Genomic DNA, 24,870 nt, shown 5'->3' on the forward strand with positions numbered 1-24,870 from the left:
CCGATGATTGAGATCCGCGGGCTGAAGACCCACTTTTTCACCGACGACGGGTTGGTGAAGGCGGTCGAAGGCGTCGATCTGGACATCATGCCCAACCGCACGCTCTGCCTATTGGGAGAGTCGGGGTGCGGCAAGTCGATCCTGGCCCGCTCCATCCTGCGCATCGTCGATGCGCCGGGGCGGATCACCGGGGGCAGCATCCTGTACCACGCCGCAGACGGCCGCACCGTCGACCTCGCCCGCGCACGGCCGGGATCGCGGGAACTGCGGTCGATCCGGGGCAGCGACATCTCGATGATCTTCCAGGAGCCGATGAGCTCGCTCGGGCCGATCCAGAAGATCGGCAAGCAGATCACCGAAACCATCCGCCTGCACCGCGACGTGACCAAGGCAGAGGCCAAGGCAGAGGCCATCGACATGCTGGCCCGCGTCGGCATCCCGCGCCCGGCCGAACGGTTCGAAAGCTACCCGTTCGAGCTGTCGGGGGGGATGCGGCAGCGGGCAATGATCGCCATGGCGCTGTCGTGTCAGCCGCGTCTGCTGATCGCGGATGAGCCGACGACCGCGCTGGACGTGACCACGCAGGCGCAGATCCTCGACCTGATCGCCGAGCTGAAGGAAGAGTTCCAGATGGCGGTGATGCTGATCACCCATGACCTGGGCGTGGTGGCCGAGGTCGCCGATGATGTGGCAGTGATGTACATGGGAAAGATCGTCGAGAAATCCGATGTCTACGGGCTGTTCGAAAATCCGCGCCATCCCTACACCCGCGCGCTTCTGAATTCGGTGCCGCGTATCGGGATGACGTCCAAGGACCGCCTGCCTGCCATTCGCGGGATGGTGCCGCATCCGCTGGCGCGGCCCTCGGGCTGTACGTTCCGCACCCGCTGCGACCAGTTCATGCAGGGCACCTGTGACCTGCGCGAACCTCGGCTGAAGCCGGTGGAGGGTGGCGAAGTCGCCTGTTTCCTGCATGAGGGGGAGACGACCAATGTCTGACGCCATTCTGGAGGTGCGCGACCTGACCATGTCCTTTGGCGGCAGCAAGGGCGGATGGCTGTCCAAACCCGCCAAGGGGTTCGTCGCGGTGGACGCGGTGTCCTTTGACGTGAAACGCGGAGAAACCTTTGGCATTGTGGGCGAAAGCGGCAGCGGCAAGACCACGCTGGGCCGCTGCATCCTGCGCGTGCTGGACCCCAGCGATGGCAGCATCCGGTTCCGCCCGCAATCGGGGGCAGAGATGGAACTGGCCGATGCGCCTATCGACCAGCTGCGGCAGGTTTGGCGCAAGCTTCGGATGATCTTTCAGGATCCGCAGGCCTCGCTCAATCCGCGCCTGCGGGTGATCGACATCGTCGGGCAGGCCTTGCAGAAATCCGAGGGGCTGAAGGGCAAGGAACTGGCCGAACGGGTCGGCGACCTGCTGGAGAACGTCGGGCTGCGCAAGGAATTCATGCAGCGTTATCCAAACGCCTTTTCCGGCGGTCAGCGGCAGCGGCTGGGCATCGCCCGCGCCCTGTCCACGCATCCGGAGCTGGTGGTCGCGGATGAGGCGGTTTCCGCGCTGGACGTGTCCATTCAGGCGCAGACGCTGAACCTGTTGCAGGACCTGCAACAGGAGTTCTCGCTGACCTTCCTGTTCATCGCGCATGACCTGGCGGTGGTGGAGCATATCTGCGACCGGGTGGCGGTGATGTACCGGGGCCAGTTCGTCGAGGTGGCCGATACCGAAACCCTGTTCCGCAACCCGCAGCACCCCTACACCCGCGCGCTGTTGCAGGCCGTGCCCGTGGCCGATCCGCGCCAGCGCCGCCGCAAGGCCGGGGCAGGGGCCGAACCGGTGGACGTGACCGCGCCGATGCGCGGCTGCCGCTTTGCCCCGCGCTGTCCCCATGCCACGGACCTGTGCCGCAGCACCCGCCCGCCCGCGCGCAACATCGGCGGCGCGGATGTGCTGTGCCACTATGCGGGAGAGGTATGACCATGCGCGTCATGGCTATTTCCCAACAAGGGGGGCGTCGTTATAGTGGCTGCTGATCCGAAGAAACGGGCTTGGCGTATGGCAAAGGACGACGGCACCGAGGATACCTCTCTCTACGAGGCGATCCTTGACGACATCTACGAGGGCCGCCTGACCGGCGGTCAGCGGCTGAAGGTGTCGGAACTGGCCGAACGCTTTGGCACCTCGACCAGCCCGGTGCGCGAGGTGCTGCGCCGGATGCAGGGGGAGGGCTTCGTTCAGATCCATCCCAACAAGGGCGCCACGATCCGCCCCACGGACACCGGGTTCCTGCAGAACGTGTTCGAGGTGCTCCAGATGCTGGAGCCCTATTTCGTGACATGGTTCGCCGATTATGCCTCTCCCGAAATGGTGGATGAGCTGGCGGCGATCCAGGAAAAGATCAAGGCGACGCCGCACGCCGAACAGCGCGCCTTTCGCAAGCTGGACTTTGAATTCCACGACGTGTTCAGCCGCCACCACTACAACCAGACCGCCGCGGAGATCTGGCACAACCTGCGTACATCGCTGAACGTACAGGCCGCACGGCTGCGGATTTCGCCCGCGCGGTTCGAGACGATCAAAGAAGAACACGACGAGATCGTCGCCGCCTGCCGCGCCCATGACGCGGCGCGCGCGCACCTGGTGATCTGCAAGCATGTGGACGGGTCTTTCGTCCAGATGTCGCAGCAGATCCGCGCGCTTGGCCTGTCGGCCAACACCAGCTTCTGATCGCCACGCCGGGCATTGCCCGCGCGGTACCGGGCGCGCGTGCCCCCGGCTGATCGCCGCCATCCGCCTTCCCTGAACTTGGCCGACCATAGCCTTGCCCGCGCGCTGCGGGGCTGGGCCGCTTTGCCGAAAAATCATGCGTCTTTTCCAAGCGCAGGCAGCTTCGGGGCCGCCTGTCCGCAGAAAATTGTTGACTCGTTGTTACATGCTTCACATGCTGCATAGCAATACACATGTTCTGATATACAACACATGGAGATGACTCATGCATAGGGTTCTGGCCGCCAGCGCGATGGTTGCGGCGTCACTGATGGCGCCGCAAATCGCCCTCGCCGAAAGCGCGACGGTAAAGCAGATCGAGGAACGGGGAATGCTGCTGTGCTCGGGTCACAACGGCAGCTACTTTGGCTTTGTCGAGGTGAACGACAACAACGAGTGGAAAGGCCTGGACATCGACCTGTGCCGCGCCCTGACCACCGCGATTCTTGGCGATCCGGACAAGAACCAGATCGTGCCGCTCAGCTGGGCGCAGCGGTTCCCGGCGCTGCAATCGGGCGATGTGGACGTGATCATCAAGGCCACAGGCTGGACGATGGGCCGCGACACGGAACAGGGTCTGCAATTCAGCTTGCCCTATTTCTTTGGCGGCGCGCAGCTGATGGCGCATGGCGATCTGGGCGTGACGGACGTCGCGGGCCTCGAAGGTGGCGTGATCTGCGTCGAGGCGGGCACCACGATCGAGCGCCTGGTGGCCAACTACCTGTCCACAGAGGGCATCGAACATGACATGGTGTCCTATGAAAGCGCGGCGGAACTGCGGTCTGCTTACCTTGCCAACCGCTGCGATGCCTTTGCCGCCTGGGGTCCGTTCCTGGCCGTGCTGCGCGCGACCGAGATCGGCGATCCCGACGCCCATGTGATCCTGTCCGACCAGCTATCTGCCGAACCCATCGCCGCTGCGATGCGCCAGGGCGACGAAGGCTTTGTCGATGTGGTGAACTGGATGCTGTCGGCGCTGCTGATCGCCGAGGAAGAAGGCGTGACCTCTGAAAACGTCAATGACATGGCGGCCAACCCGGCCAACCCGCGCGTCGCGCGCCTGCTGGGTGTCGAGCCGGGCATGGGCGAGCGTCTGGGTCTGCGCGATACCTGGGCGCGCGACATGATCGCCGCCGTCGGCAACTTTGGCGAGATCTACGACCGCAACCTTGGCAAGGACAGCCCCTACAAGCTGGACCGCGGGCTGAATAACCTGTGGAGCCACGGCGGCGTGCTGTACGCGCCGATCCTTGATTGATGACGTGACCATCCCGGGCCGCGCCCTGTCGGGGGCGGCCCGTTTTCCGAACAGGACGCAAGGGACGTATCATGCAATCGGCAGAACAGCTGCGCACACGGGTCAAACGGCGCAAACTGATCGTTCAGGGAACGATCCTCATCATCACGGTCCTGGCCGTCTGGGGTGCGGTATCCAACGCCCAATACAACCTGACGCGCCTGAACATGACCAGCGGGTTTGCCTTCCTGGAACGGGGTACCGGCTGGAACTACTCGTTCTCGCTGGTCGAGCGGTCGATCAACGATCCCTATGCCTACACCCTGTTCATCGGTCTGCTGAATACGCTGTTCGTGGGGTTCACCTGTATCGTCACCACCACCATCTTTGGCTTTGTCGTGGGGACGATGCGCGATGCGCGACACCCGGCGCTGAATTTCGCTGCGAATGTCTATGTGCAGATCTTTCGCAACATCCCGCTGATCCTGCAGGCGGTTTTTCTCTACGCGCTGCTGATCCACATCGGCGGACCGCGGCAGGCCATCAGCCTTGGCGACGTGGCCTTTCTGTCCGGACGGGGGCTGATGCTGCCGGGGCTGAACGTCAGCCCTTGGGTGGCGGTTGCGATGCTGGGCGCATGTCTTGCGCTGGCCATCGGGCTGATCCTGGCCAAGGTGACGCTCTGGCGCGGGCTGGCGGTCTGGCTTGGCGGCAGTGTCGCGATGATATTGGTGATGGCCGTTTCGTTCCGGCCTGAGGGGGAAAGCCTGCTGTCGCTCCCCGAATTGCAGGGCCTGCGGTTTCGCGGCGGTGTCTCTGTCCCGATCGAACTGTTCGCGCTGGTGGCCTCGATCACTCTTTATGGCAGCGCCTATATCGCCGAGATCGTACGTGGCGGGCTGGCGCAGGTGCCGCGCGGGCTGGTCGAGGCGGGGCAGGCGCTTGGCCTGACACGGGCCGCGATCTGGGCGCGGATCAAGGTGCCCATGGCGCTGCGCAGCATCATCCCGCCCTTGGGCAACCAGTGGATCTTCATGATGAAGGCCACGACCATCGGCATTGCCATCGGCTTCAGCGACCTGTTCTACATCACCGTCAACTCGATCAGCCAGTCGGGCCAGACGCTGGAATTGATCCTGATGCTGATGCTGACCTTTCTCGCCATCAACTATTCCATCGCGATTTTCACCAACTGGCTGAACGCGCGCCTGCAACTGAAGGAGCACTGACGATGGCACTGACAGAGATTGCCGCGCCCGCACCGATGGGCCTCACACCGCCCAGCCGGGTGCAGATCGCGCGGACAAAGTTCTTGAAATACGGCTTCGGCTCGCCGCTGGCGGCGGCGGTGTCGGTGCTGGTCTTTGCGCTGCTGACCTATATTATGTGGCGCTTTGTGGACTGGGCCGTGGTGCATGCGGTCTGGTCCAGGGACAACGTCGATCAATGCGGCCACGGCGGTGCCTGCTGGGCGGTGATCGACGCGCGTCACCGGCTGATCCTGTTCGGCACCTACCCGTTCGAGGAACACTGGCGATCGACACTGGCCGCCATAGCCATCGTCGCCACCGTGCTGCTGTCGTGCATTCCGGCCATGTGGCAGCCCGCCCGCCTGGCGGTTCTGTGGGTTGTGGGCTTTGCCGCCTATTACCTGCTGATGGAGGGCAGCCTGCTGGGCCTGCAACAGGTCACGACGGACGGCTGGGGCGGGCTGTCGCTGACGCTGTTCCTGTTTGCGGCGGTTGTGCTCTTGGGGATGCCGATGGGGTTGGGCCTGGCTCTGATGCGGCGGTCCGACATGCCGGTAGTCAAGTGGTTTGCCATGATCATCATCGACACTATCAGGTCGCTGCCCCTGGTCACGACGCTGTTCACGGCGGCGGTGGTGGTGCCGCTGTTCCTGCCCGGCTGGCTGGAAGGAGACAAGATCTGGCGCGTGATCCTGGCATTTGCGCTGTTCTTTGCCTGCTACCAGGCAGAGGTCTTTCGCGGTGGATTCCAGGCGATCCCCAAGGGCCAGGTCGAGGCGGGCAAGGCGCTTGGCCTTGGCTATTGGAACATCATGGGGCGGATCGTGCTGCCGCAGGTTTTTCGCCACGCGCTGCCCAGCACGATCAACATGGTGGTTGTGACCTTCAAGGAAACGGCGGTTGTGACCATCATCGGCTTCTTCGACATTCTCGCCTCTGGCAAGACGGCCTTCGGCACGGCGGACTGGGCGCCCTACTACATCGAGGTCTACCTCTTCGTGGCGGCGATCTACTGGGTCTTCATCTTTTCGCTGGGTCAATACGGCGAGTACCTGAAAGGTCGGATGGCCCTGTCCGAACGCTAGACGCGGCTTCAGGTCACCGAGGCGGCGATGATCCCTGATATGAGGTCTCGCAGCCAGACGTGGCCCTGATCCCGGCGCAGGTGCGGGTGCCAGGCGATCTGGCTGGGGAAGGTGCCCAGGTCCACCGGCACCTCCATGTTGCGCAGACCGTAGGGCCGGGCGGTCATCGTGGCCACCCGCGCCGGAACCGTGGCAATGCCGCCAAGGCGCAGGACAGTTGGCGCGGCGGTCAGGAAATGTGAGACCACGACAGCGGTGTTGCGTCTCAACCCGGTCGCCTCTGTGCGTTTGTGGACCCCGGTGCGCCAGTTTCCCGGGGGCGCCACGACCACATGCGGCAGCCGTTCGTACAGGTCCCGGTCCAGCGCGGCGCCCTCTGGCAGGGCTTGCGGGGCCACGATGCAGCGAAAGCCGTCGCGAAACAGTTCCGACACCACCAGGTCCTGTGGCGGGGTGGCGAAGCGCCCGATGGCCAGGTCAAAGGCGCGCCCGGCCAGATGGCGCGGATCCAGGTCTGGTCCGATGGGCGCGATCTCCAGCCGGGCGGATGGAGCCTTTGCCGCAAAGGCCGCCGCCAGTTCAGGCGCAAGCACAATTTCGGCATAGGGGCCGAGCAGCAGCCGGAACCGGCGCGTGGTACGGGCGGGATCAAAGGGCTCGGCGCTGCGAAAGGCCTGTTCCAGCCGCTCCAGCCCGGCGGCGATGTCCGGCGCGATTTCAAGCGCCTTTTCGGTCGGCTCCACGCCGTAGCGCGCCCGCAGGAACAGCTCATCCCCCAGCGCCTCGCGCAGACGGGAGAGCGCCGCGCTGACGGTGCTTTGGGACTGGCCCAGTCGTTGCGCGGCGGCGGTGACGTTGCGTTCCTCCATGATCGCATGGAAGACCCGCAAGAGAGAAATGTCCGGTGTCATATCTCCGAAATATCGATTTCTGACGTTGCCTGCATCAATTTCTTGATCGGCCATGGGCAACCTAAATCTGCGTCGACGCGTTCACGGCAAATATGCCAACGCGCTGACACGCATACATCAAGGAGACCCTCCACATGGCACGCATTCTGATCCTTTCCACCGCATCCGACGTTCTGGGCGAGACAGGCAAACCCACCGGCGTCTGGTACGAGGAACTGGCGACCCCCTATTACGCCTTCCTCGACGCGGGCCATCAAGTGAAACTGGTCACGCTTGGCGGCAAGGCCGTCCCGATCGACCCGAATTCGGACGTGACCGGCGATGATGCCCCGGCCTCAGTCACCCGGTTCCGGGCCGATGCAGAGGCCACCGAGTTGCTGGAAAACCCCGGGAAGCTGGAGGACGAGGACGTGACAACCTACGACGCGCTCTACATCCCCGGCGGACATGGCGCGATGTACGATCTGGCGACCAGCGATCTGGTGGCCAAGGTCATCGGCACCGCCTGGGACAACGGCAAGGTCGTCGCCTCAGTCTGTCACGGGCCTGCGGCCTTTGCCCAGGCGGTGGACGCAAACGGCGATCCCATCGTGAGGGGCCGCAAGGTGTCCGCATTTACCGACAGCGAGGAACATGGCGTGGGCCTTGCCGATGCGGTGCCCTTCCTGCTGGAAACCCGCCTGCGCGAGCTGGGCGCGAATTTCGAGAGCGTCGCGGACTGGCAGCCGCACGCCGTTGCCGACGGGCGACTGGTGACGGGCCAGAACCCGGCCTCGTCCGAGGCGGCAGCAGAGAAGGTGCTGGCGTTGCTTTGATGCCATGCTGCGCCACCCCCGCCGGGGTGGCGCAGCAGCGCCGAGGATCCGAATAACGTCTTGGTGATCACGGGCGGGGTGGGGAACGCCTTGTGCCTTGAGCCGTTGGCCCTGCAACGAAGACAGGAGATACCATGTCCACGATCACCACGAGGAACCCGGCAACGGGTGAGACGATCCAGACCTATCCGATGATGAGCGAACAGGAGGCCGTACAAAAGTTGGAGGCCGCCCATGCCGCCTTTCTGGAGTGGCGGCAGCTGTCCCATGCCCAACGCGCGCCCTACCTGACGAAAATCGCCGAGGTGCTGCGCGCCCATACCGATGAGCTGGCCGAACTGATGACGCGCGAGACCGGCAAGCTGTTGCGCGACGGCAAGATGGAGGTCGAAATCTGCGCTGCGATCTTCGAGTATTCCGCAGAGAACGGGCCCGACGTCCTGGCCGATGAAGAGCGCACGCATGGCCGAAAGGGGTCGCGCGGCATCGTCACGCATCAGCCGATCGGGGTGATCTATTCGATCCAGCCGTGGAATTTTCCGCTGTACCAGCCGGTCCGCGTGTTGGCCGCCAATCTGATGGCGGGCAATGCCTGCGTGCTGAAACATGCCAGCATCTGCACCGGGTCCGGCCTGCGTCTGCGCGAGTTATGCATCGAGGCTGGCCTGCCCAAGGATCTGTTCCAGGTCATCCTGATCGACCATGACACCAGCGACAACCTGATCCAGCACCCGCTAGTGCGCGGCGTGACATTGACCGGCAGCGATGGCGCGGGCCGCCACGTGGGCAGCGTTGCATCGAAGGCGCTGAAGAAAACCGTGCTGGAGCTGGGATCTAACGACGCCTACCTCGTGCTTGAGGATGCCGATATCGAGACGGCCGTGAAATACTCGGTCATGGGGCGGCTGTACAACAACGGCGAAACCTGCGTGTCGGCCAAGCGCTTTGTCGTGGCGGACAAGGTCTATGATGCCTTCGTGTCGGCCTTTGTCGAACAGATGAAGTCGATCAAGATGGGCGATCCGATGGATGAGGACGTCCAGCTTGGCCCGCTGTCCAGCGAGGACCAGTTCGAGACCGTCGAAGAACAGGTGGACCAGAGCGTCGCCAAGGGCGCCAAGGCGCTGTGCGGCGGCGAGGCGCCCGACCGGACCGGCGCCTTTTACCCGGCGACCGTGCTGGCGGAGGTGGCGCCGGGGATGCCAGCCTATGATGACGAGATCTTTGGCCCGGTCGCCGCCGTGATCCGCGCCAAGAACGACGAGGACGCGATGCGTCTGGCAAATGACAGCCGTTACGGTCTGGGCGGCGGGATCTTCTGCAAGGACGAAGAGCACGCGCTGAAACTGGCCCGCGACCATTTCGACACCGGCATGGTGCGGATAAACTCCTTTGGCGCAGCTGATCCGAACATGCCCTTCGGCGGGGTCAAGGATTCGGGCTACGGGCGTGAACACGGCGGCTTTGGCATGAAGGAATTCACCAACGCAAAGGCGATCTTCCTGCCGTGATCACGCTGCATGCCCTGAAATACTCTCGCGCGACCCGCGTGTTGTGGTTGCTGGCCGATCTTGGCCAGCCCTGCAACCGGATGGATTATGACCGCACCGATGCCTTTCGCGCCCCCGAGGCGCTGGCCGATGTGCATCCGCTGGGCAAATCCCCGGTGATCCAGGACGGCGGTGAGACGATCGCCGAATCCGCCACGATCCTGCGCTACCTCGCGGCGAAATACGGCGACGACAGCCATGCGCCTGCGCGCGGCACGGCAGAGTTCTGGCGCCACGAAGCGCTGCTGGACTATGTCGAAGCCTCGCTGGCTCCGGTGGCCTTGCAGGTGATCCTGCCGGCGTTCCGAGGTCAGCCGGTGCCAGAGGACGCGCGCGCCGCGCTGACCCGGCACCTCGACTACATCGCGCAGGCCATCGGCGAAGGGCCCCTGCTGTTCGGCGATACCGCGACACTGGCGGACATCCAGATCTCGTACATCATCGCGCTTTTGGCGCGGTTCGACCTGCTGGCCGACCATCCGACCGTCGCCGCCTATTGGACCGCCCTTCAGGCACAGCCCGGCTACATCGCCACCACGCAGGCCACGGGGCCGATGGCACCGCCTGCCTGACATCGAAAGGATCCGACATGCCCAAGAGCATTCTCATCGCCGGCGCGACCGGCAAAACCGGACGTATTCTGACCCGTGACCTGTTGGACCAGGGCCATGAGGTGACGGCACTTGTCCGCGATAGTTCCGACACGGGCGCGTTGCCCGAAGGAGCGAAGCTGCGGCAGGGCGACCTGGCGAACCTGCAACCGGGCGTCTGTGACGGCGCAGATGTGGTTGTTTTCGCGGCGGGCTCTGGCGGGTCGACAGGCCCCGAGATGACAGAGAAGGTCGACCGCCAAGGGGCGATCCGGCTGGTCGATCTGGCCAGGGACGCGGGCGTCGAACGGTTCGTCATGCTCAGTTCCATCGGCGCGGACCAGACTGACCCGTCGGGGAAGCTGGCGCATTATCTGAAGGCCAAACATGACGCGGACGAACATCTGAAATCATCCGGATTAACCTACGCCATTCTGCGCCCCGTTGCCCTGACGGATGCGGGTCGCAGCGCCGAGGTCGTTCTCGGCGACGAGGTGAACGTGTCCGCCGAGGCGACCCGCGCCGACGTGGCCGCGGTTCTGTGCACGGCAGCGACCAGCGGAACGCTGGACGGCCAGGCGGTGAACATGCAATCGGCCTGAGGGGGCCGACCGTCAAGGTCGCGCAGGGCGCAAGTCCCTGTCCCGAGACCGGGGCAGGCCCCTGCGTTCACGCAACCTGCGGGCGCGGGCGCAGATACCAGTACCAGAGGCGATAGGCCTCTAGCAGGGTCAGCGGGACAAAGTGGACAAGCGACGGGCCAAGCCCGCCCCAGTCATGCTGCGCCGCCCAGTGCAGCAGGGTCAGGACGGCGGCGGCATAGGTCCAGCGTTGCAGCGTCTTCCAATTGCGGCCCATCTTGCGCACGAAATAGTCCGACGAGGTGACGGCCGGCGGCACGAAGATCACGAAGGCGATCCAACCGGTCCAGATGTAGAATTTCGGCAGGTCGGTCAGGACCTTCTGCATGGAGGAAAGGTCGACAAGGTAGAGCACCGTATGCGCCAGGGCGTAGCCGAAGGCAGCAACGCCGAAGTAACGGCGGTTCTTCTTCAGCCAGCGCGGCCCGCGCCGCCCCTTGAACACCAGCGCCAGCGGCGAGGCCAGCATGGCGATGATCATGAAGCGCGCGGCGAATTCGCCGGTGGGATGCAGCGCCTCGTGAATGGCGGCCGCAGTGGCGGTGGCGTCGGTCGCGCCGAGGATGCCGGCGCTGATGGCAAGACCCGGCAGCGCCATCAGCGCCCAGAGCCAATAGGGAGAGAGTCGAGACAGCATGTCGGTTGCCTTTCCTGGAGGGACCGACCGCCTGGCCGGATGGATCGGTCTGGACTGTCACGTTGCAGCGCAGCATTCCCGTCGCGCTCCGTTGCGCAGCGCGCAGAAATAATCGGTCCAGGTATGATGCGGGCGGCGGAAGAACCGGCTCGACGCCCGGCCTGTGCCTAGCGGCCGTGATAGGCTTGGCTGACGGCAAAGCTGTCCTCGAACCAGTGCCACAGCACGACCTCGCCATCGCGGACCTTGGCGCGCAGGGCGAACGTGAACTCGCCGATTTCCTGGCCGGAATGGGGCGTGATGCCGTTCATCTTGCCAAAGACGGCAACCGTATCGCCCGAGACGAAGGCGTCGGTGTTTTCCCACTTGGTCGTCTGCAGGTTCTCGGAGAACACGGCGAGGAAGGCAAAGATGTTTTCCTTGCCTTTCGCTCCGCCGATCCAGGGCAGGCTGCCGTCGCCCTCGTTGTGCCAGACCATGTCATCGGCCATCAGGCGGCCCATCGCTTCCATGTCGCCCGATCCCATCGCGCCCATGAAGGCCATGACCGTGTCAAAGCTGGCTTGTGTCCGGTCGTCCATTGTCTGTGCGCCTGCGTGTTGTGCGAGAAGGGCGGCGAGCGTCGCGCCCAGCGAGGTGGTCAAAAGGGTTCTGCGGTTCATGTTATGCTCCTTGGTTGATGGGGGTCTTGAATTGCCGGCTTCGTTTTCCGGGGCATCGTCGCCGGGCATGGGCGGGCGTCAGGCCCCGGCGCTCTCGGTGATGGTCCAGGTCAGCTCCGGAGTTTCGCGGAAGGCAAAGCGGTCAAGGTGGCTGGAGATGACGTCGATCGCCTTGTCGAGGGCGGGCCGATCCCTGGTCGAGACGGCCAGGTGCAGGCCGGTGGCATCTGCGCGCAGATCGCACTGGCCAAATGGCAGCTCGATCCGGCCCGCGCCGGTGTCTAAGGTGACCGGAACCTTGTGGCCGAAATGCTTGCAGAGCGTGCCCAGGTAGCGGTGGGTGTTTTCCGTGGTGAAGAAGGCGTTGGCGTTCATGTCGATGCTCCGTCCTGTTGCACGAACCATCTATCCCCGGCACATTGATCCGGGTATTCCCTGTCTCCAGACCATATAGTTCGGGCAAGCAGAACAATGATCGAGCATCTGCGCCACATGGCGATCTTTGCACGGGTCGTCGACGAAGGATCGTTCCGCGCCGCGGCCAAGGCCATCGGTCTTGCCCCCTCGCGGGTCAGCGAGACCGTGTCCGAGCTGGAAGAGTTCCTAGGCGTGACGCTGCTTTACCGGACGACGCGCAAGATCGCGCTGACCAACGAAGGGCGCATGTTTTACGCCCGCGTGGCCGAGATGCTGCGCAGCGCCGAGAACGGGTTGAACGAGCTGAACGCCCTGTCACTGGAGCCGGTGGGCGCGTTGCGGGTGTCCATGCCGGCCTTCATGTCCTCGTCCGCGCTGGCCACGGCCTTCGCGGAATTCGTGCGCCGCCACCCGCAGGTCGCGCTGTCGGTCAGTTTCACCGACGGGCGCACCGATTTGCTGGAGGACGGATTCGACGTGAACATCCGGGCCGGATGGCTGGACGACAGTTCGATGATGTCGCGCAAGCTGGGGGAGAGCGACCGGGCGCTGGTGGCCGGGACAGGCTATGCCGCCACACGCCCGCGCCCGGCGCACCCGTCAGAGATGGAGGACTGGGACTGGCTGCGCTACAAGCATCGTTCGGAATATCCCACACTCTACGGGCCAAAGGGCGAGACGGTAAAGGTTCTGGGCCAGTCGCGGCTGGAGGTGGATAGCGTCGATGCGCTTTATCACTTTACCTGCCAGAACCTCGGCGCGACGGTCCTGCCCGAACACCTCGCCGCCCGTGGCGAGGCCGAGGGCAGGCTGGTGCGCCTGCTGCCGGACTGGCGTCTGATCCCGCTGGGCTTCTTTGCCGTCTGGCCGGATACCTCGCGCCGCGAAAGCCTGACGCTGCTGTTCGTGCGCTTTGTCGCGGAGTGGTATCAAGAGCTTGTTCAGGACGCCTGATCAAGCTGCGGTCAGTCGAGGATCACGAGGCCGATGGGTGAGGTCACTGCAAAGGACAGGGCGGGGTCCCCGGCGCTGATCTCGGCTAGGTGATCGACCTGCAGCGCCTTCAGAATGCCAAGCAGGTGGTCCGGGTCCGGGTGCGACAGGTGCACCGATTCCAGGCGCACGCCTAGATCCTGCTGGCCGGTGCTGGGGTGCGGGCCGGGGGACCATTCAATGAAGGCGGGCAAGAGGCCGCCCATCGGCAGGCTTCCGTCCTTCGGCACCGTCAGCCGCCAGGATCGCTCTCCGCGCGTGAACAGGACGACCTCGCCCAGGTCCACGGGGCTGGCAGCGATCACCGCGTCCAGGTCATCGGTGCCCACCACCCAGCACAGCGCGCGCGGGCGTTCGGCCAGCCTGGCCTTTGTCGCCGGCTCGTCCAGCGTGAACCAGCGGGTCCGGCCGGGATCGGCGGAGGCGTCAGGATCAATGGCGATCAGTTCGAAAAAGCTTTCGTTGCCGGACTGCATGACGCAGTTGTGCGTGCTCATGGCGTCATGCTTGCCGCCGCGCGGCACGATCACGCCTAGCTTGGCCTCCATCGCGGCAACGCCTTGATCCAGAGTGTCCGCGCCGATGGCGAAATGGTCGATCTTGTTGTGCATGGGTCTACTCCGATGCGGTGTTGAGAAGGGGCAGGGCGGCGGCAAGGTCGGCCTTCAGGCTGTCGGTGTCCTCCAGCCCGATGTTGAAACGGACAAGCTGGCCATCTTCGGTCCAGGTGCCCGCGCTGCGCTGAGGTGTGACCGGCAGGACGAGGCTTTCGTAGCCGCCCCAGCTGACGCCGATGCCGAAGTGATGCAGCGCATCGACAAAGGCGCGGATCCGGTCGTCGCCGCAGGGGTGAAAGACCACGCCGAACAGTCCCGCCGCACCGCTGAAATCGCGCTTCCAGAAGGCATGACCGGGGCAGGAGGGCATGGCGGGATGCAGCACGCGTTTCACCTGTGGCTGCCGGGCGAACCAGGCGGCCATCTCACGCCCGGCCTTGTCGAAATGCTCCATCCGGATCTTGAGCGTGCGCAGACCGCGCAGCGCAAGGGCGACCTCTTGCCCGCCGGTCTTGTCACCCACGGCCATCACGGTCTTGCGGATGGGCATGGCGTGCTCGGCCGTGCTGGCGATCATGCCCATCATGCAATCCGAATGCCCGCTGAGGTATTTCGACATGGAGGCCACCACCACGTCCACACCCAGCGTCAGCGGCTGGCAGAAGATCGGCGTCGCCCATGTGCCGTCGAGGATCGACGGAATGCCCGCCGCGCGGGCGGCACCGGCAATGGCGGGGATGTCTGGCACCTCGAAGGTGCCCGAGCCCGGCGCCTCGAACATGACTGCGCAGGTGTCGGGGCGGATCAGGCCGGCGATCCCGGCGCCGATCATCGGGTCGAAAAAAGTGATTTCGACCCCCATGCGGGTCAGCACCGTGTCGCAGAAGGCGCGCGTGTTGCCATAGACATGATCGGCCACCAGCAGGTGGGAACCCGGTCGGGCATATGTCAGCAGGGTCAGCGTGATCGCGGCCACCCCCGAAGAAGTCAGCGTCACCCCCTGCGCCCCTTCCAGCCGCGCCAGCATCTGTTCCAGCTTGGCGGTCGCTGCATTGCCGTATCGGCCGTAGTACGGTGTTCCACTTTGGTAACGGGCGTCGCGCGCGGCCTCGAAGGCGGCCAGCGTGTCGAACACCATGGTCGAGCCAAGCTCGATCGGCATGTTGACGTGTCGGCCCTCGGCACGGTCCGGGCGGCCCCACCGGACCAGCCCGTCAGCGATTGGTGGATCTGAAAGCGGCATCGTTTTGACTCTTGTGACGGATTGATTTCAGGATGACAGTGACGGCACATTGTGTCAATATTCAGAATACTTGTTTTCTATGTCGGCACAAAAAAGGTGAGCCATGAGCGAACATCAAGGGAAACTGACCGCAAGCCACTGGGGCGTCGGGCTGGCCACCGTCGAAGGTGGCAAGGTCACTGCCGTAAACGGGCATCCGGGGGATCCGGCGGCTTCGCCGATCAACCAGAACATCCCCGGCAGCCTGCATGGCCGCGCCCGCGTCCGGCGGCCAGCCGTCCGCAAAAGCTGGCTGGAGGGCAAGCCGGGGGCCGTGCCGCGCGGACAGGACAGCTTTGTCGAGGTGGACTGGGACCGCGCGCTGGACCTGATCGCGGCAGAACTGACGCGGGTGCGCGAGACGCACGGGAATACCGGCATTTTTGCGGGCTCTTACGGATGGTCCAGCGCCGGGCGCTTTCACCATGCGCAGTCGCAGCTGAAACGCTTTCTGAACACGATCGGTGGCTTTGTCCGCTCCGAGGGCAACTACAGCTACAATGCCGCGCTGGGTCTGATGCCGCATATCGTCGGGCCGTATCGGTCTCATGTGGCTCGGGCCACGCGGTGGCGCGTGATCGCTGAACACAGCGACCTTGTAGTGATGTTCGGCGGCATGGCACTGCGCAACACGCAGGTCAGCGACGGCGGCGTGGCCCGCCACCGGATGAGCGACAACCTGGCCGCCTGCGCCAAGGCCGGGGTGTCCTTTGTCAACATCAGCCCGCTGCGCAGCGATGCCGAAGACGTGCTGAAGGCAGAGTGGATGCCGGTCCGACCCGGCAGCGACACCGCGCTGATGATGGGATTGGCGCATACCCTGCTGGTCGAGAACCTTCATGACCCGGAGTTCCTGAACACCTACGCCGTCGGCTTCGACAAGGTGGAAACCTACCTGCTGGGCCACGAGGACGGCGCGCCCAAGGACGCCGACTGGGCCGCGGAACAGACAGGGATCGAGGCCGAGGACATCCGAGCATTGGCACGGCGCATGGCGGCCGGCCGTACGATGATCAGCGTGGCCGCCGGGGTGCAGCGCACGGACCATGGCGAACAGCCGATGTGGATGGCGATCACCCTGGCCGCGATGCTGGGTCAGATCGGCCTGCCCGGCGGCGGCTATACCGTGGGCTACGGCGTGAACGCCAATATCGGCAACATCGAACGACTGTTCCGCTGGGGGACGCTGCCCCAGGGCCAGAACCCGGTACAGGACTTCATCCCCGTGGCGATGATCAGCGAGATGCTGCTGAACCCCGGCGGTACGTACCAGTACCAAGGGCAAGAGAGGGTCTTCCCGAACGTGCGCCTTGTCTGGTGGGCCGGGGGCAATCCGTTCCATCACCACCAGGACCTCAACCGCCTGCACGCCGCGTTCCAGACGCCGGAAACGATCATCGTCAACGAGGTGAACTGGACCGCCACCGCCCGGCACGCCGATATCGTGCTGCCCGTCGCCGCCGCGCAGGAGAGGACGGATTTCGGGGCGGGCAAATCCGACAACGGGCTGGTGCCCATGCCGCAGCTTGTCCCACCCGAGGGTGAGGCGCGCATCGAATACGATATCTACGCCGACCTGGCGGCACGCCTGGGCACCGCTGAGGCCTTTACCGAAGGCAAGTCCGCCGATGATTGGCTGCGCGAGATCTGGGAGGTCACGCGCCACCGCGCGCAGGAGGCGGGATGCGACCTGCCAGATTGGGAGACCTTCCTGGCCGGTGACGTGATTACCCTGCCGGACCCCAGCCCGAAGCAGGTGTTCATGGCCGACTATCGCGCCGATCCGGTGGCCAACAGCCTGCCGACACCCAGCGGCAGGATCGAGTTGTACTCGGAGGCAATTGCCGGGTTCGACCTGCCGGACTGCAAGGGGCACGCCGCGTGGTTCGTGCCGCGCGATCAGGCGGCGGGGCAGGGGGCGCGGTATCCGCTTGCGCTACTTTCCGGTCAGCCAAAGACCCGGCTGCACAGCCAGCTGGACAACGGCGCCTACAGCCTCAGCCACAAGGTGCGGGGGCGGGAACCGGTGCTGATCCATCCCGATGACGCGGCCAGTCGGGGGATCACGGATGGCGACGTGGTGGAGCTGTTCAATGGACGGGGCCGCTGCCTTGCCGGCGCGCGGGTGACGCCAAAGATCCAGCAGGGCTGCGTCTTTCTCTGGACCGGGGCGTGGTACGATCCCGATTTCAGCGCGCCGCAGGCCCGCGACCGGCACGGCAATCCCAACGTCCTGACCCATGACCTGCGGACCTCGGCCCTGACGCAAAGCCCGGCAGCGCATTCCGCGCTGGTGGACCTGCGTCGCTTTGACGAGGACCTGCCCACGGTCGAGGCGCACCAACCGCCACCTTTCGAAGCCGGGGCGTAGGTGCTACCAAGTCCAAAATGGAACGGGAAACAAGATGAGCCAGGCCCCAGCGAAAGAACCCAAGGTCGATTCCACGCTGTCCAAGGGGCTTGCCATCCTCGAAAACCTCGTCGGGTCGCAGCAGGGCAAGGGCGTCACGGAACTGTCCAAGGAATTGGGCCTGACCAAGTCAAACACCTTTCGGCTTTTGCAGACGCTGGCGACGCTGGGCTATGTTCAGCATCTGCCGGACAAGACCTATGCCGCCACGTTGAAGACGTGGCGCGTGGGGCGCGCGTCTGTCGAGAACCTGAACCTGCGCGAACTGGCGGCGCCGGAACTGGCCTACCTGTCGAAGGAAACCGGCGAGGCGGTCTATCTCGCGGTGCGTGAAAGCCTGTCCATCGTCTATATCGACAAGATCGACAGCCAGAAACCGATCCGGTCCTGGAACACGATCGGCGGCACAGCACCGTTGCATTGCGTGGGCACCGGCAAGGCGATCCTGGCCGCCGAATATGACAAGCTGCGCGATCAGGTCGGTGCGGAACTGGTGGCGCATACAGACCGGACGATCACCGATCTTGCCGGGCTGGATGCCGATATCGAGGCAACGCTGAAGCGCGGCTATGCCTATGACACCGGTGAGTTCCGCGACCGCATCCTGAGCTTTGGCGCACCGATCACGCTGCCCGGGGGCGAGCCGGTCGGTGCGCTGGGGATCTCCCTGCCGGACATCAACCTGCCCGAGGGCGGCGTCGACCGTTACGGGGCGCTGGTGTCGCACGCGGCCCGCTCTGTCTCGCAAAAGCTGGGCCACGGCTGAGGGACGTCAGTCTTTCTATTCGGGGAGTTCCACCGGGCCGCCGTGCCTTTCCCAGGTGGAAAAGCCCTCTTTCAGGTGCGCGGCCTCGAATCCCATGTCCTGAAGCGTTGCGGTCGTCAGGGCCGAGCGCCAGCCCGAGGCGCAGTGAAAGACGAATGTCTTGCCCTCCTGGCCGAAGATTTCCTTGAAATAGGGACTGTCGGGGTCGACCCAGAATTCGATCATCCCGCGCGGCGCGTGAAAGCTGCCGGGGATGTATCCGCTGCGCTGTCGTTCGCGCACGTCCCGGATATCGACAATCACCACATCGGGATCGTCCACCATGGCGATCAGGTCCGGCGTCTCGATCTCTTTGATCCGGGCGCGGGCGTCTTTCACCATCTGGGCTGAAGAAATTTTAAGCGGCATCTTGGCGTCACCTGTATTGCTATGCGGAACATCTATTTCGTATGTTGACACGTTTCGGGGCGCTGTGCAAGCTTTCGGACAAGGCTGCCACAGCATTTCGAATTGGAGAATCGACCCATGACACCTTCCGATGCCATTTCGCTTTGGGATGCGTCCGCGCAGGAACCGGACTATCGCGCGCCCTTGGATACGGGTGAGGAGATCCTTGACGTCGCCGTGGTCGGCGGCGGTTTTACCGGGCTGTCCACGGCCCTGCATTGCGCGGAAAAGGGGCTGTCCGCCCATGTCATCGAGGCCGAGCAGATCGGCTATGGCGGGTCAGGCCGCAACGTCGGGTTGGTGAATGCCGCCCTTTGGCTTCCACCCCAGAAAGTACGCGAACAGCTGGGCCAGACCTACGGACCACGATTCATCAAGCGGTTCGGGCAGGGGCCGGAGTATGTTTTCTCTTTGATCGAAAAGCACCAGATCCGCTGCGAGGTCACGCGCAGCGGCACAATCCACGCCGCCCACGGCCCCAGCGGCGTCAAAGACCTGCAGGACCGGCACAGGGAATGGCAGCGCCTGGGCGAACCGGTGGACCTGCTGACCCGGGAGGAAGTGTCCGACCTGATCGGCACCACGCATTTTCACGGCGGCCTGGTGGATCGCCGCTGTGGCACGATCAACCCGATGGGATATTGCCGGGGGCTGGCCCGCGCCGCGCTTGGCGCCGGGGCCAAGATCAGCACGGGCGTCCGCGCGACCGGCCTGAAACGGGATGGCGGCATCTGGACCGTGACCACCGATCAAGGCGAGATCCGGGCGCGGGCGGTCGTGCTGGGCACCAATGCCTACACCGACACGCTCTGGCCGGACCTGAACCGCACCTTCACGATGATCCATTACTTTCAGCTGGCGACCAAGCCGCTGGGGCCGGAGGCCGCTCACATCCTACCGGGTCGGCAGGGGCTGTGGGACACAGGGCAGATCATGTTCAACGTCCGCCGCGACGCCTACAACCGTCTGCTGGTCGGCTCGATGGGTAAGGTGATCGGCAACAAGGATCGCGGGCTGTCGCACCGCTGGGCAAAAAAGCAGATCGCGCGCATCTTTCCGACGCTGGGACCGGTCGAGTTCGAAGAGGCCTGGCACGGCCAGATCGCCATGACACCCGATCACCTGCCGCGCGTGCATGAGCTGGACCAGAACCTGTTCACCGCGATCGGCTACAACGGGCGCGGGATCACCACCGGGACCATGTTCGGCGAAACCATGGCCGGGCTGATGACCGGCATGGACCGCGCCGATCTGCCCTTGCCGATGACCGAACTGTCGACAGTCTCCAGCGCGCCCTTCGTGTCGCGCATCTATCAATCCGCATTCACCGCCAAACAAATCATGAAGGCGATCTGATCATGGCCATTCCAAAGACTCGCGTCGGCGTCGATATCGGCGGCACGTTCACCGATGTCGCGCTTGCCCATCCCGGCGGGCTATCCACCTGCAAGGTCCTGACCAACTACGCGCAACCCGAACAGGCCATCCTGGACGGGATCACCATCGCGGCAGACAAGGCGGGGATCGGACTGGCCGAGATCGGCCAGGTGATCCATGGCACCACGCTGGTCACCAATGCGCTGATTGAACGGCGGGGGGCGCGGCTGGCCTTTATCACCACCGAAGGGTTCCGGGACGTGATCGAGATGCGGTCCGAGAACCGCTTTGAACAATACGACCTGAACCTGACCCTGCCAGTGCCGCTGGTGTCCCGCGAAGAGCGGTTCACCCTGAAGGAACGCATGGGTCCGAACGGTGAGGTGCTGTTGCCGCTGGACCCGGACGAGGTGCGGGCAATGGTGCAGCGGGTGCTGGACGGCGGCTATGACGCCGTCGCCATCGGCCTGATGCACTCCTATGCCAACGACGCGCATGAGGTTCAGATGGCAGAGGCCCTGCGCGCCGCCGCGCCCGACCTGTCGATCTCGATTTCCTCGGTCATTTCTCCGCAGATGCGTGAACTGCCGCGCTTCAACACCGTGATCGCCAATGCCTACGTCCAGCCACAGGTGGCCGATTACTTGGGGCGGCTGGTGGCGCGGTTGCAAGAGGCGGGGGTCTCTGCGCCGGTCTTCATGCTGCATTCCGGCGGCGGGCTGATCTCTGTCGACGTGGCCGCCGAACAGCCGGTGCGCCTGCTGGAATCCGGCCCGGCGGGGGGCGCGATCTTTGCCGCCGATTTCGCGCGCGGTCACGGGCTGGACAGCGTGCTGTCCTTTGACATGGGCGGCACCACCGCCAAGATCTGCCTGATCGAAGGCGCGGAACCGAAAACGGCCAACACCTTCGAGGTGGCGCGCACCTATCGCTTCAAAAAGGGGTCGGGCATGACGGTTTCGACCCCGGTGGTCGAGATGGTCGAGATCGGGGCAGGGGGTGGGTCCATCGCATCCATCGACAGCCTTGGCCGGATCCAGGTTGGCCCTCGGTCGGCGGCCTCGGAACCCGGCCCGGCCTGTTACGGGCGCGGCGGCACGGAACCCACCGTTACCGATGCCAACCTGCTGCTGGGCCGGCTGGACCCAGAGAACTTTGCCGGTGGCGCGATCCCCCTGTCGCCCGACGCCTCGGACAAGGCGGTTGCGGATAGACTGGCGGCGAAGCTGGACATGGGTGTTTCCGACGCGGCCTTTGGCGTGACCGAGATGGTCGATGAGAACATGGCCAATGCCGCGCGGGTGCACACGGTGGAGAATGGCCGCGACATCGAGCACTTCACAATGATCGGGTTCGGCGGAGGCGCCCCGCTGCACGCCTGCCGCCTGTGCGAAAAGCTGGGCATCCGGGAATTGATCATTCCACCGGGGGCGGGCGTGGGGTCCGCCATCGGGTTCCTCAAGGCGCCGTTCAGCTATGAGGCCACGCGCGGCCTGTTCCAGCGGGTCGAAAGTTTCGACGCCGAGGCGGTCAACGCCGCCCTCAAGGAGCTGGAGGCCGAGGCGACCACATTCGTGAACGCCGGTGCCAAGGGCGAGGCGACCACGACACGGCTGACCGCCTTCATGCGCTATTCCGGCCAAGGCTGGGAAATCCCGGTGCCGCTGCCCTACAAGACCTTTGTCGATGCGGATCGGACGCAGATCCTCGAGGCCTTCGAAACCGCCTATCGCACACTGTTCGGCCGGGTGATCGACGGGCTGGGCGTCGAGGTCACCAACTGGTCGCTTGTCGTCGCCTCTGTCCTGCCGGAGACCACGCCGGTTGTCCGGCACGACAGCGGCACCGTCGTCACACCGCTGCGCACGCGGCAGTTCTATGACGCCGCGCGCCGACAGACCGTGGATGCCGTCGAGGTCGACCGTAAGGACATGACCCCCGGCCGCGCGGTCGATGGACCGGCCATCATCGTCGAGGCCGAGACCACCACCATCGTCACCTCGGCCTATCGGGCCGTGGGGCAGGGCGATGGCAGCCTGCGCCTTACCGCCAAGGGAGACACCCAATGACCCCCACTGCGATTGACTACCAGATCATGTGGAACCGCCTGATCGCCGTCGTCGAGGAACAGGCGACAACGCTGATCCGCACGGCCTTTTCCACTTCGGTGCGCGAGGCGGGCGACCTGTCGGCGGGCCTGTTCGACCGGCAGGGGCGGATGATGGCGCAGGCTGTCACCGGCACGCCCGGCCACGTCAACGCCATGGCCGAAAGCGTCACCCATTTCGTGCGCGAGATCGGCGCGCAGAACATATTCGAGGGTGATGTCTTCATCACCAACGACCCCTGGCTGGGCACCGGGCACCTGCACGACATCACGGTGGTGTCTCCCAGTTTCCGGAACGGCCAGCACATCGGTTTTTTTGCCTGCACCGCGCATGTGGTCGACATCGGCGGTCGCGGGTTCGGCCCAGACGGCAACGAGGTCTACGAAGAGGGCCTGCTGATCCCGATCATGAAATTCGCCGAACGCGGCGAGGTGGCCCGAGACCTGATCCGGCTGGTCCGCGCCAATGTGCGTGAACCCGACCAGGTCGTGGGGGACATGTATTCGCTGGCCGCCTGTAACGAGGCCGGGGATCGTCGCCTTCAGGCCATGATGGGCGAATTCGGTATCGACGATCTGCAGGGTCTGTCGGATTTCATCATCGACAGCAGCCGCAAGGCCACGCGAGAGGCCATCGCCAAGGTGCCGAACGGGACGTTCCGGCATTCGATGCAGGTGGATGGCTATGACGTGCCGGTGCAGATGGTGGTCAGGCTGGACGTCGAAGGCCACCACCTGCGCGCCGATTTCGACGGCACTTCCGGCATGAGCCGTTTCGGCGTCAACGTGCCAGAGGTCTATACCCGCGCCTACGCTTGCTACGGTTTGAAATGCGCGATCGCGCCGCAGGTGCCCAACAACACCGGCTCTCTGGAGCCGTTCGAGATCACCGCGCCGGAGGGCTGTATCCTTGCGGCCAAGCGCCCTGCGCCGGTCTCGGTGCGGCACGTGCTGGGCCACCTTGTGCCGGACGTGGTGCTGGGCGCACTGCACCAGGCGCTGCCCGGAACGGTCCCGGCAGAGGGGGCAAGCGCGCTATGGAACATCCAGATTTCCGCGCGGCCCAGCGACCCGGACAGCGGGCTGCCGAACCGCGAGGTGCTGATGTTCAACTCTGGCGGCACCGGCGCACGGCCGCAGTTCGACGGGCTGTCGGCCACGGCCTTCCCCTCGGGCGTGTCCACCATGAGCGTCGAGGCCACGGAACACGTGGGCCCCATCACGATCTGGCGCAAGGATCTGCGCGCGGGATCTGGCGGCGCCGGTGCCCTGCGCGGCGGGCTGGGCCAAATCATCGAGATCGAGCCGCGCGAGGGCTATGACTTCTACTTCAACGCCATGTTCGACCGGGTCGAGAACCCGGCGCGCGGGCGCGACGGCGGCGGCAGTGGCGCACCCGGTCGGGTCGAACTGGCCGATGGCACGCCCTTGCGCAGCAAGGGACGCCAGCAGGTGAAGAACGGACAGCGGCTGAAACTCAGCCTGCCGGGCGGTGGCGGTTACGGCGCGCCCGAAAACCGCGACCGCACAAGCGTCGAGGCCGATCTGAAGGCCGGATTGATCACGCCGGAACAGGCGAAAACAGACTATGGATACGAAGGGTAAGACGATGACGGGGAAACCTCTTGCACTGGTCACGGGCGCGGCCCAGGGGATCGGCTATGCCTGCGCCGAGGCGCTGATCGAAGACGGCTTTGACGTGGTCTTGTCCGACATCCAGGCGGATGGCGTGGCCGAGGCGGCCAGGACGCTGGGCGCCGTTGCTGGGATGGCTTGTGATATGGGCGACGTGGCCCAGATCGAGGCGATGTTCGCCCGGATCGCGGCGGATCACGGCCCGCTGCACGCATTAGTCAACAACGCGGGTATCGCGATGCCCGGCGATTTCCTGACCTATGACCTGAACGCCTTTGAGAAGGTGATCGACGTGAACCTGCGCGGGGTCTTTGTGGCCACGCAACTGGCGGCGCGCGTCATGGTCGAACACAAGATCGAAGGCGCCATCGTCAACATGTCCTCGATCAACGCGCAGGTGGCGATCCCCGCAATCCCGGCCTATTGCGCGTCCAAGGGCGGGGTGATGCAACTGACCAAGGCCGCCGCGCTGGCACTGGCCAAGAACAACATCCGCGTCAACGCGGTTGGCCCCGGTTCCATCGACACGGAAATGATGGCGGGCGTCAACGCCAACCCCGAGGCCTTTCGCGTGGCCATGTCGCGCACGCCGCTGGGCCGCTCGGGCAGCGCGCGGGAAATCGGTGACGTGGTGGCGTTCCTCTGCTCGAAAAAGGCCAGCTACATCACCGGCGAGACGATCTATGTCGACGGTGGCCGCCTTGGCCTGAACTACACCTGCTGAGGCCGCG

24 protein-coding genes are annotated in these 24,870 nt (G+C 64.8%); 17 read left to right on the forward strand and 7 right to left on the reverse strand.

Annotation, left to right across the window (positions count from 1 at the left end):
• Positions 1–3 precede the first annotated feature (3 nt).
• The 6 genes from ACQY5B_RS00610 to ACQY5B_RS00635 all read left to right on the forward strand — a co-directional run bounded on the left by ACQY5B_RS00610 (position 4) and on the right by ACQY5B_RS00635 (position 6,342).
• Positions 4–999: an ABC transporter ATP-binding protein gene (locus tag ACQY5B_RS00610; protein ID WP_420328893.1), complete on the forward strand. Its 996-nt coding sequence runs from the start codon at positions 4–6 to the stop codon at positions 997–999.
• Positions 992–1,981, forward strand: a complete 990-nt coding sequence (locus ACQY5B_RS00615) for an ABC transporter ATP-binding protein (RefSeq protein ID WP_420328894.1) — start codon at positions 992–994, stop codon at positions 1,979–1,981. Before ACQY5B_RS00610 ends, ACQY5B_RS00615 begins: the two co-directional genes overlap by 8 nt.
• Before the next feature lie 78 nt (positions 1,982–2,059).
• Complete coding sequence (locus ACQY5B_RS00620; RefSeq protein ID WP_305969065.1) at positions 2,060–2,731, forward strand: GntR family transcriptional regulator; 672 nt, start codon at positions 2,060–2,062, stop codon at positions 2,729–2,731.
• 265 nt (positions 2,732–2,996) lie between these two features.
• Positions 2,997–4,028 (forward strand): transporter substrate-binding domain-containing protein, encoded by a 1,032-nt coding sequence (locus tag ACQY5B_RS00625; RefSeq protein ID WP_420328897.1) that lies wholly within the window; start codon positions 2,997–2,999, stop codon positions 4,026–4,028.
• A 71-nt stretch (positions 4,029–4,099) separates the two neighbouring features.
• Entirely contained in the window at positions 4,100–5,236 is a 1,137-nt protein-coding gene (locus ACQY5B_RS00630; RefSeq protein WP_420328899.1) for an ABC transporter permease subunit, read from the forward strand.
• A gap of 2 nt (positions 5,237–5,238) precedes the next feature.
• On the forward strand, positions 5,239–6,342 hold the full coding sequence (locus ACQY5B_RS00635) for an amino acid ABC transporter permease (RefSeq protein WP_420328901.1): 1,104 nt from the start codon (positions 5,239–5,241) through the stop codon (positions 6,340–6,342).
• An 8-nt stretch (positions 6,343–6,350) separates the two neighbouring features.
• Here ACQY5B_RS00635 and ACQY5B_RS00640 read toward each other — a convergent pair whose 3' ends face one another.
• Complete coding sequence (locus tag ACQY5B_RS00640) at positions 6,351–7,253, reverse strand: LysR family transcriptional regulator (RefSeq protein ID WP_305969061.1); 903 nt, start codon at positions 7,251–7,253, stop codon at positions 6,351–6,353.
• Between the two features lie 134 nt (positions 7,254–7,387).
• Between ACQY5B_RS00640 and ACQY5B_RS00645 the strand changes: the two genes are divergently transcribed.
• The 4 genes from ACQY5B_RS00645 to ACQY5B_RS00660 all read left to right on the forward strand — a co-directional run bounded on the left by ACQY5B_RS00645 (position 7,388) and on the right by ACQY5B_RS00660 (position 10,810).
• The gene (locus ACQY5B_RS00645; protein WP_420328903.1) at positions 7,388–8,068 is read left to right on the forward strand and encodes a type 1 glutamine amidotransferase domain-containing protein; all 681 of its coding nucleotides are present in this window, start codon (positions 7,388–7,390) and stop codon (positions 8,066–8,068) included.
• Positions 8,069–8,202: 134 nt separating this feature from the next.
• Positions 8,203–9,579 (forward strand): NAD-dependent succinate-semialdehyde dehydrogenase, encoded by a 1,377-nt coding sequence (locus tag ACQY5B_RS00650; RefSeq protein WP_420328905.1) that lies wholly within the window; start codon positions 8,203–8,205, stop codon positions 9,577–9,579.
• Entirely contained in the window at positions 9,576–10,190 is a 615-nt protein-coding gene (locus ACQY5B_RS00655; RefSeq protein ID WP_420328906.1) for a glutathione S-transferase family protein, read from the forward strand. The genes ACQY5B_RS00650 and ACQY5B_RS00655 overlap by 4 nt, the downstream gene beginning before the upstream one ends.
• 17 nt (positions 10,191–10,207) lie before the next feature.
• On the forward strand, positions 10,208–10,810 hold the full coding sequence (locus ACQY5B_RS00660) for an SDR family oxidoreductase (protein WP_420328908.1): 603 nt from the start codon (positions 10,208–10,210) through the stop codon (positions 10,808–10,810).
• A 67-nt stretch (positions 10,811–10,877) separates the two neighbouring features.
• Here the strand turns inward: ACQY5B_RS00660 and ACQY5B_RS00665 are convergent, their stop codons facing one another.
• The 3 genes from ACQY5B_RS00665 to ACQY5B_RS00675 form a co-directional block, all read right to left on the reverse strand.
• Positions 10,878–11,486, reverse strand: a complete 609-nt coding sequence (locus ACQY5B_RS00665) for a protein-methionine-sulfoxide reductase heme-binding subunit MsrQ (protein ID WP_420328910.1) — start codon at positions 11,484–11,486, stop codon at positions 10,878–10,880.
• A 167-nt stretch (positions 11,487–11,653) separates the two neighbouring features.
• Entirely contained in the window at positions 11,654–12,148 is a 495-nt protein-coding gene (locus ACQY5B_RS00670) for a nuclear transport factor 2 family protein (protein WP_420328912.1), read from the reverse strand.
• A gap of 78 nt (positions 12,149–12,226) precedes the next feature.
• Positions 12,227–12,523, reverse strand: coding sequence for a DUF2218 domain-containing protein (locus tag ACQY5B_RS00675; protein WP_420328914.1), 297 nt, complete (start codon positions 12,521–12,523; stop codon positions 12,227–12,229).
• A 96-nt stretch (positions 12,524–12,619) separates the two neighbouring features.
• On the opposite strand from ACQY5B_RS00675, the gene ACQY5B_RS00680 reads away from it, so the two are divergent.
• Positions 12,620–13,519 carry a LysR family transcriptional regulator gene (locus ACQY5B_RS00680; RefSeq protein WP_420328915.1) on the forward strand — a complete coding sequence of 300 codons (900 nt, stop codon included), beginning with the start codon at positions 12,620–12,622 and terminating at the stop codon, positions 13,517–13,519.
• Positions 13,520–13,530: 11 nt separating this feature from the next.
• On the opposite strand, the gene ACQY5B_RS00685 is transcribed toward ACQY5B_RS00680, so the two are convergent.
• Positions 13,531–14,169 (reverse strand): VOC family protein, encoded by a 639-nt coding sequence (locus ACQY5B_RS00685; protein ID WP_420328918.1) that lies wholly within the window; start codon positions 14,167–14,169, stop codon positions 13,531–13,533.
• Between the two features lie 4 nt (positions 14,170–14,173).
• Positions 14,174–15,358, reverse strand: coding sequence for a cystathionine beta-lyase (gene metC / locus ACQY5B_RS00690; RefSeq protein WP_420328920.1), 1,185 nt, complete (start codon positions 15,356–15,358; stop codon positions 14,174–14,176).
• Positions 15,359–15,461: 103 nt separating this feature from the next.
• On the opposite strand from metC, the gene ACQY5B_RS00695 reads away from it, so the two are divergent.
• Together ACQY5B_RS00695 and ACQY5B_RS00700 are read left to right on the forward strand one after the other, a co-directional pair.
• On the forward strand, positions 15,462–17,768 hold the full coding sequence (locus ACQY5B_RS00695; RefSeq protein ID WP_421917632.1) for a molybdopterin-dependent oxidoreductase: 2,307 nt from the start codon (positions 15,462–15,464) through the stop codon (positions 17,766–17,768).
• A 34-nt stretch (positions 17,769–17,802) separates the two neighbouring features.
• On the forward strand, positions 17,803–18,573 hold the full coding sequence (locus ACQY5B_RS00700) for an IclR family transcriptional regulator (protein ID WP_421917631.1): 771 nt from the start codon (positions 17,803–17,805) through the stop codon (positions 18,571–18,573).
• Positions 18,574–18,588: 15 nt separating this feature from the next.
• Here ACQY5B_RS00700 and ACQY5B_RS00705 read toward each other — a convergent pair whose 3' ends face one another.
• Positions 18,589–18,981, reverse strand: coding sequence for a rhodanese-like domain-containing protein (locus ACQY5B_RS00705; protein ID WP_305969048.1), 393 nt, complete (start codon positions 18,979–18,981; stop codon positions 18,589–18,591).
• A gap of 117 nt (positions 18,982–19,098) precedes the next feature.
• Here ACQY5B_RS00705 and ACQY5B_RS00710 point away from each other — a divergent pair, with 117 nt between their 5' ends.
• Genes ACQY5B_RS00710 through ACQY5B_RS00725 form a run of 4 tightly spaced genes read left to right on the forward strand, consistent with a single transcriptional unit; the run spans position 19,099 to position 24,863 of the window.
• On the forward strand, positions 19,099–20,376 hold the full coding sequence (locus tag ACQY5B_RS00710) for an NAD(P)/FAD-dependent oxidoreductase (protein ID WP_420328924.1): 1,278 nt from the start codon (positions 19,099–19,101) through the stop codon (positions 20,374–20,376).
• Positions 20,377–20,378: 2 nt separating this feature from the next.
• Positions 20,379–22,466, forward strand: a complete 2,088-nt coding sequence (locus tag ACQY5B_RS00715) for a hydantoinase/oxoprolinase family protein (RefSeq protein WP_420328926.1) — start codon at positions 20,379–20,381, stop codon at positions 22,464–22,466.
• A complete protein-coding gene (locus ACQY5B_RS00720) occupies positions 22,463–24,109 on the forward strand; it encodes a hydantoinase B/oxoprolinase family protein (protein ID WP_420328928.1) in 1,647 nt (548 codons plus the stop codon). Before ACQY5B_RS00715 ends, ACQY5B_RS00720 begins: the two co-directional genes overlap by 4 nt.
• A gap of 4 nt (positions 24,110–24,113) precedes the next feature.
• The gene (locus ACQY5B_RS00725) at positions 24,114–24,863 is read left to right on the forward strand and encodes an SDR family NAD(P)-dependent oxidoreductase (RefSeq protein WP_420328930.1); all 750 of its coding nucleotides are present in this window, start codon (positions 24,114–24,116) and stop codon (positions 24,861–24,863) included.
• Positions 24,864–24,870: the final 7 nt, after the last annotated feature.

The organism is Antarctobacter sp. (genome assembly GCF_965277915.1).
GTDB lineage: Bacteria > Pseudomonadota > Alphaproteobacteria > Rhodobacterales > Rhodobacteraceae > Antarctobacter.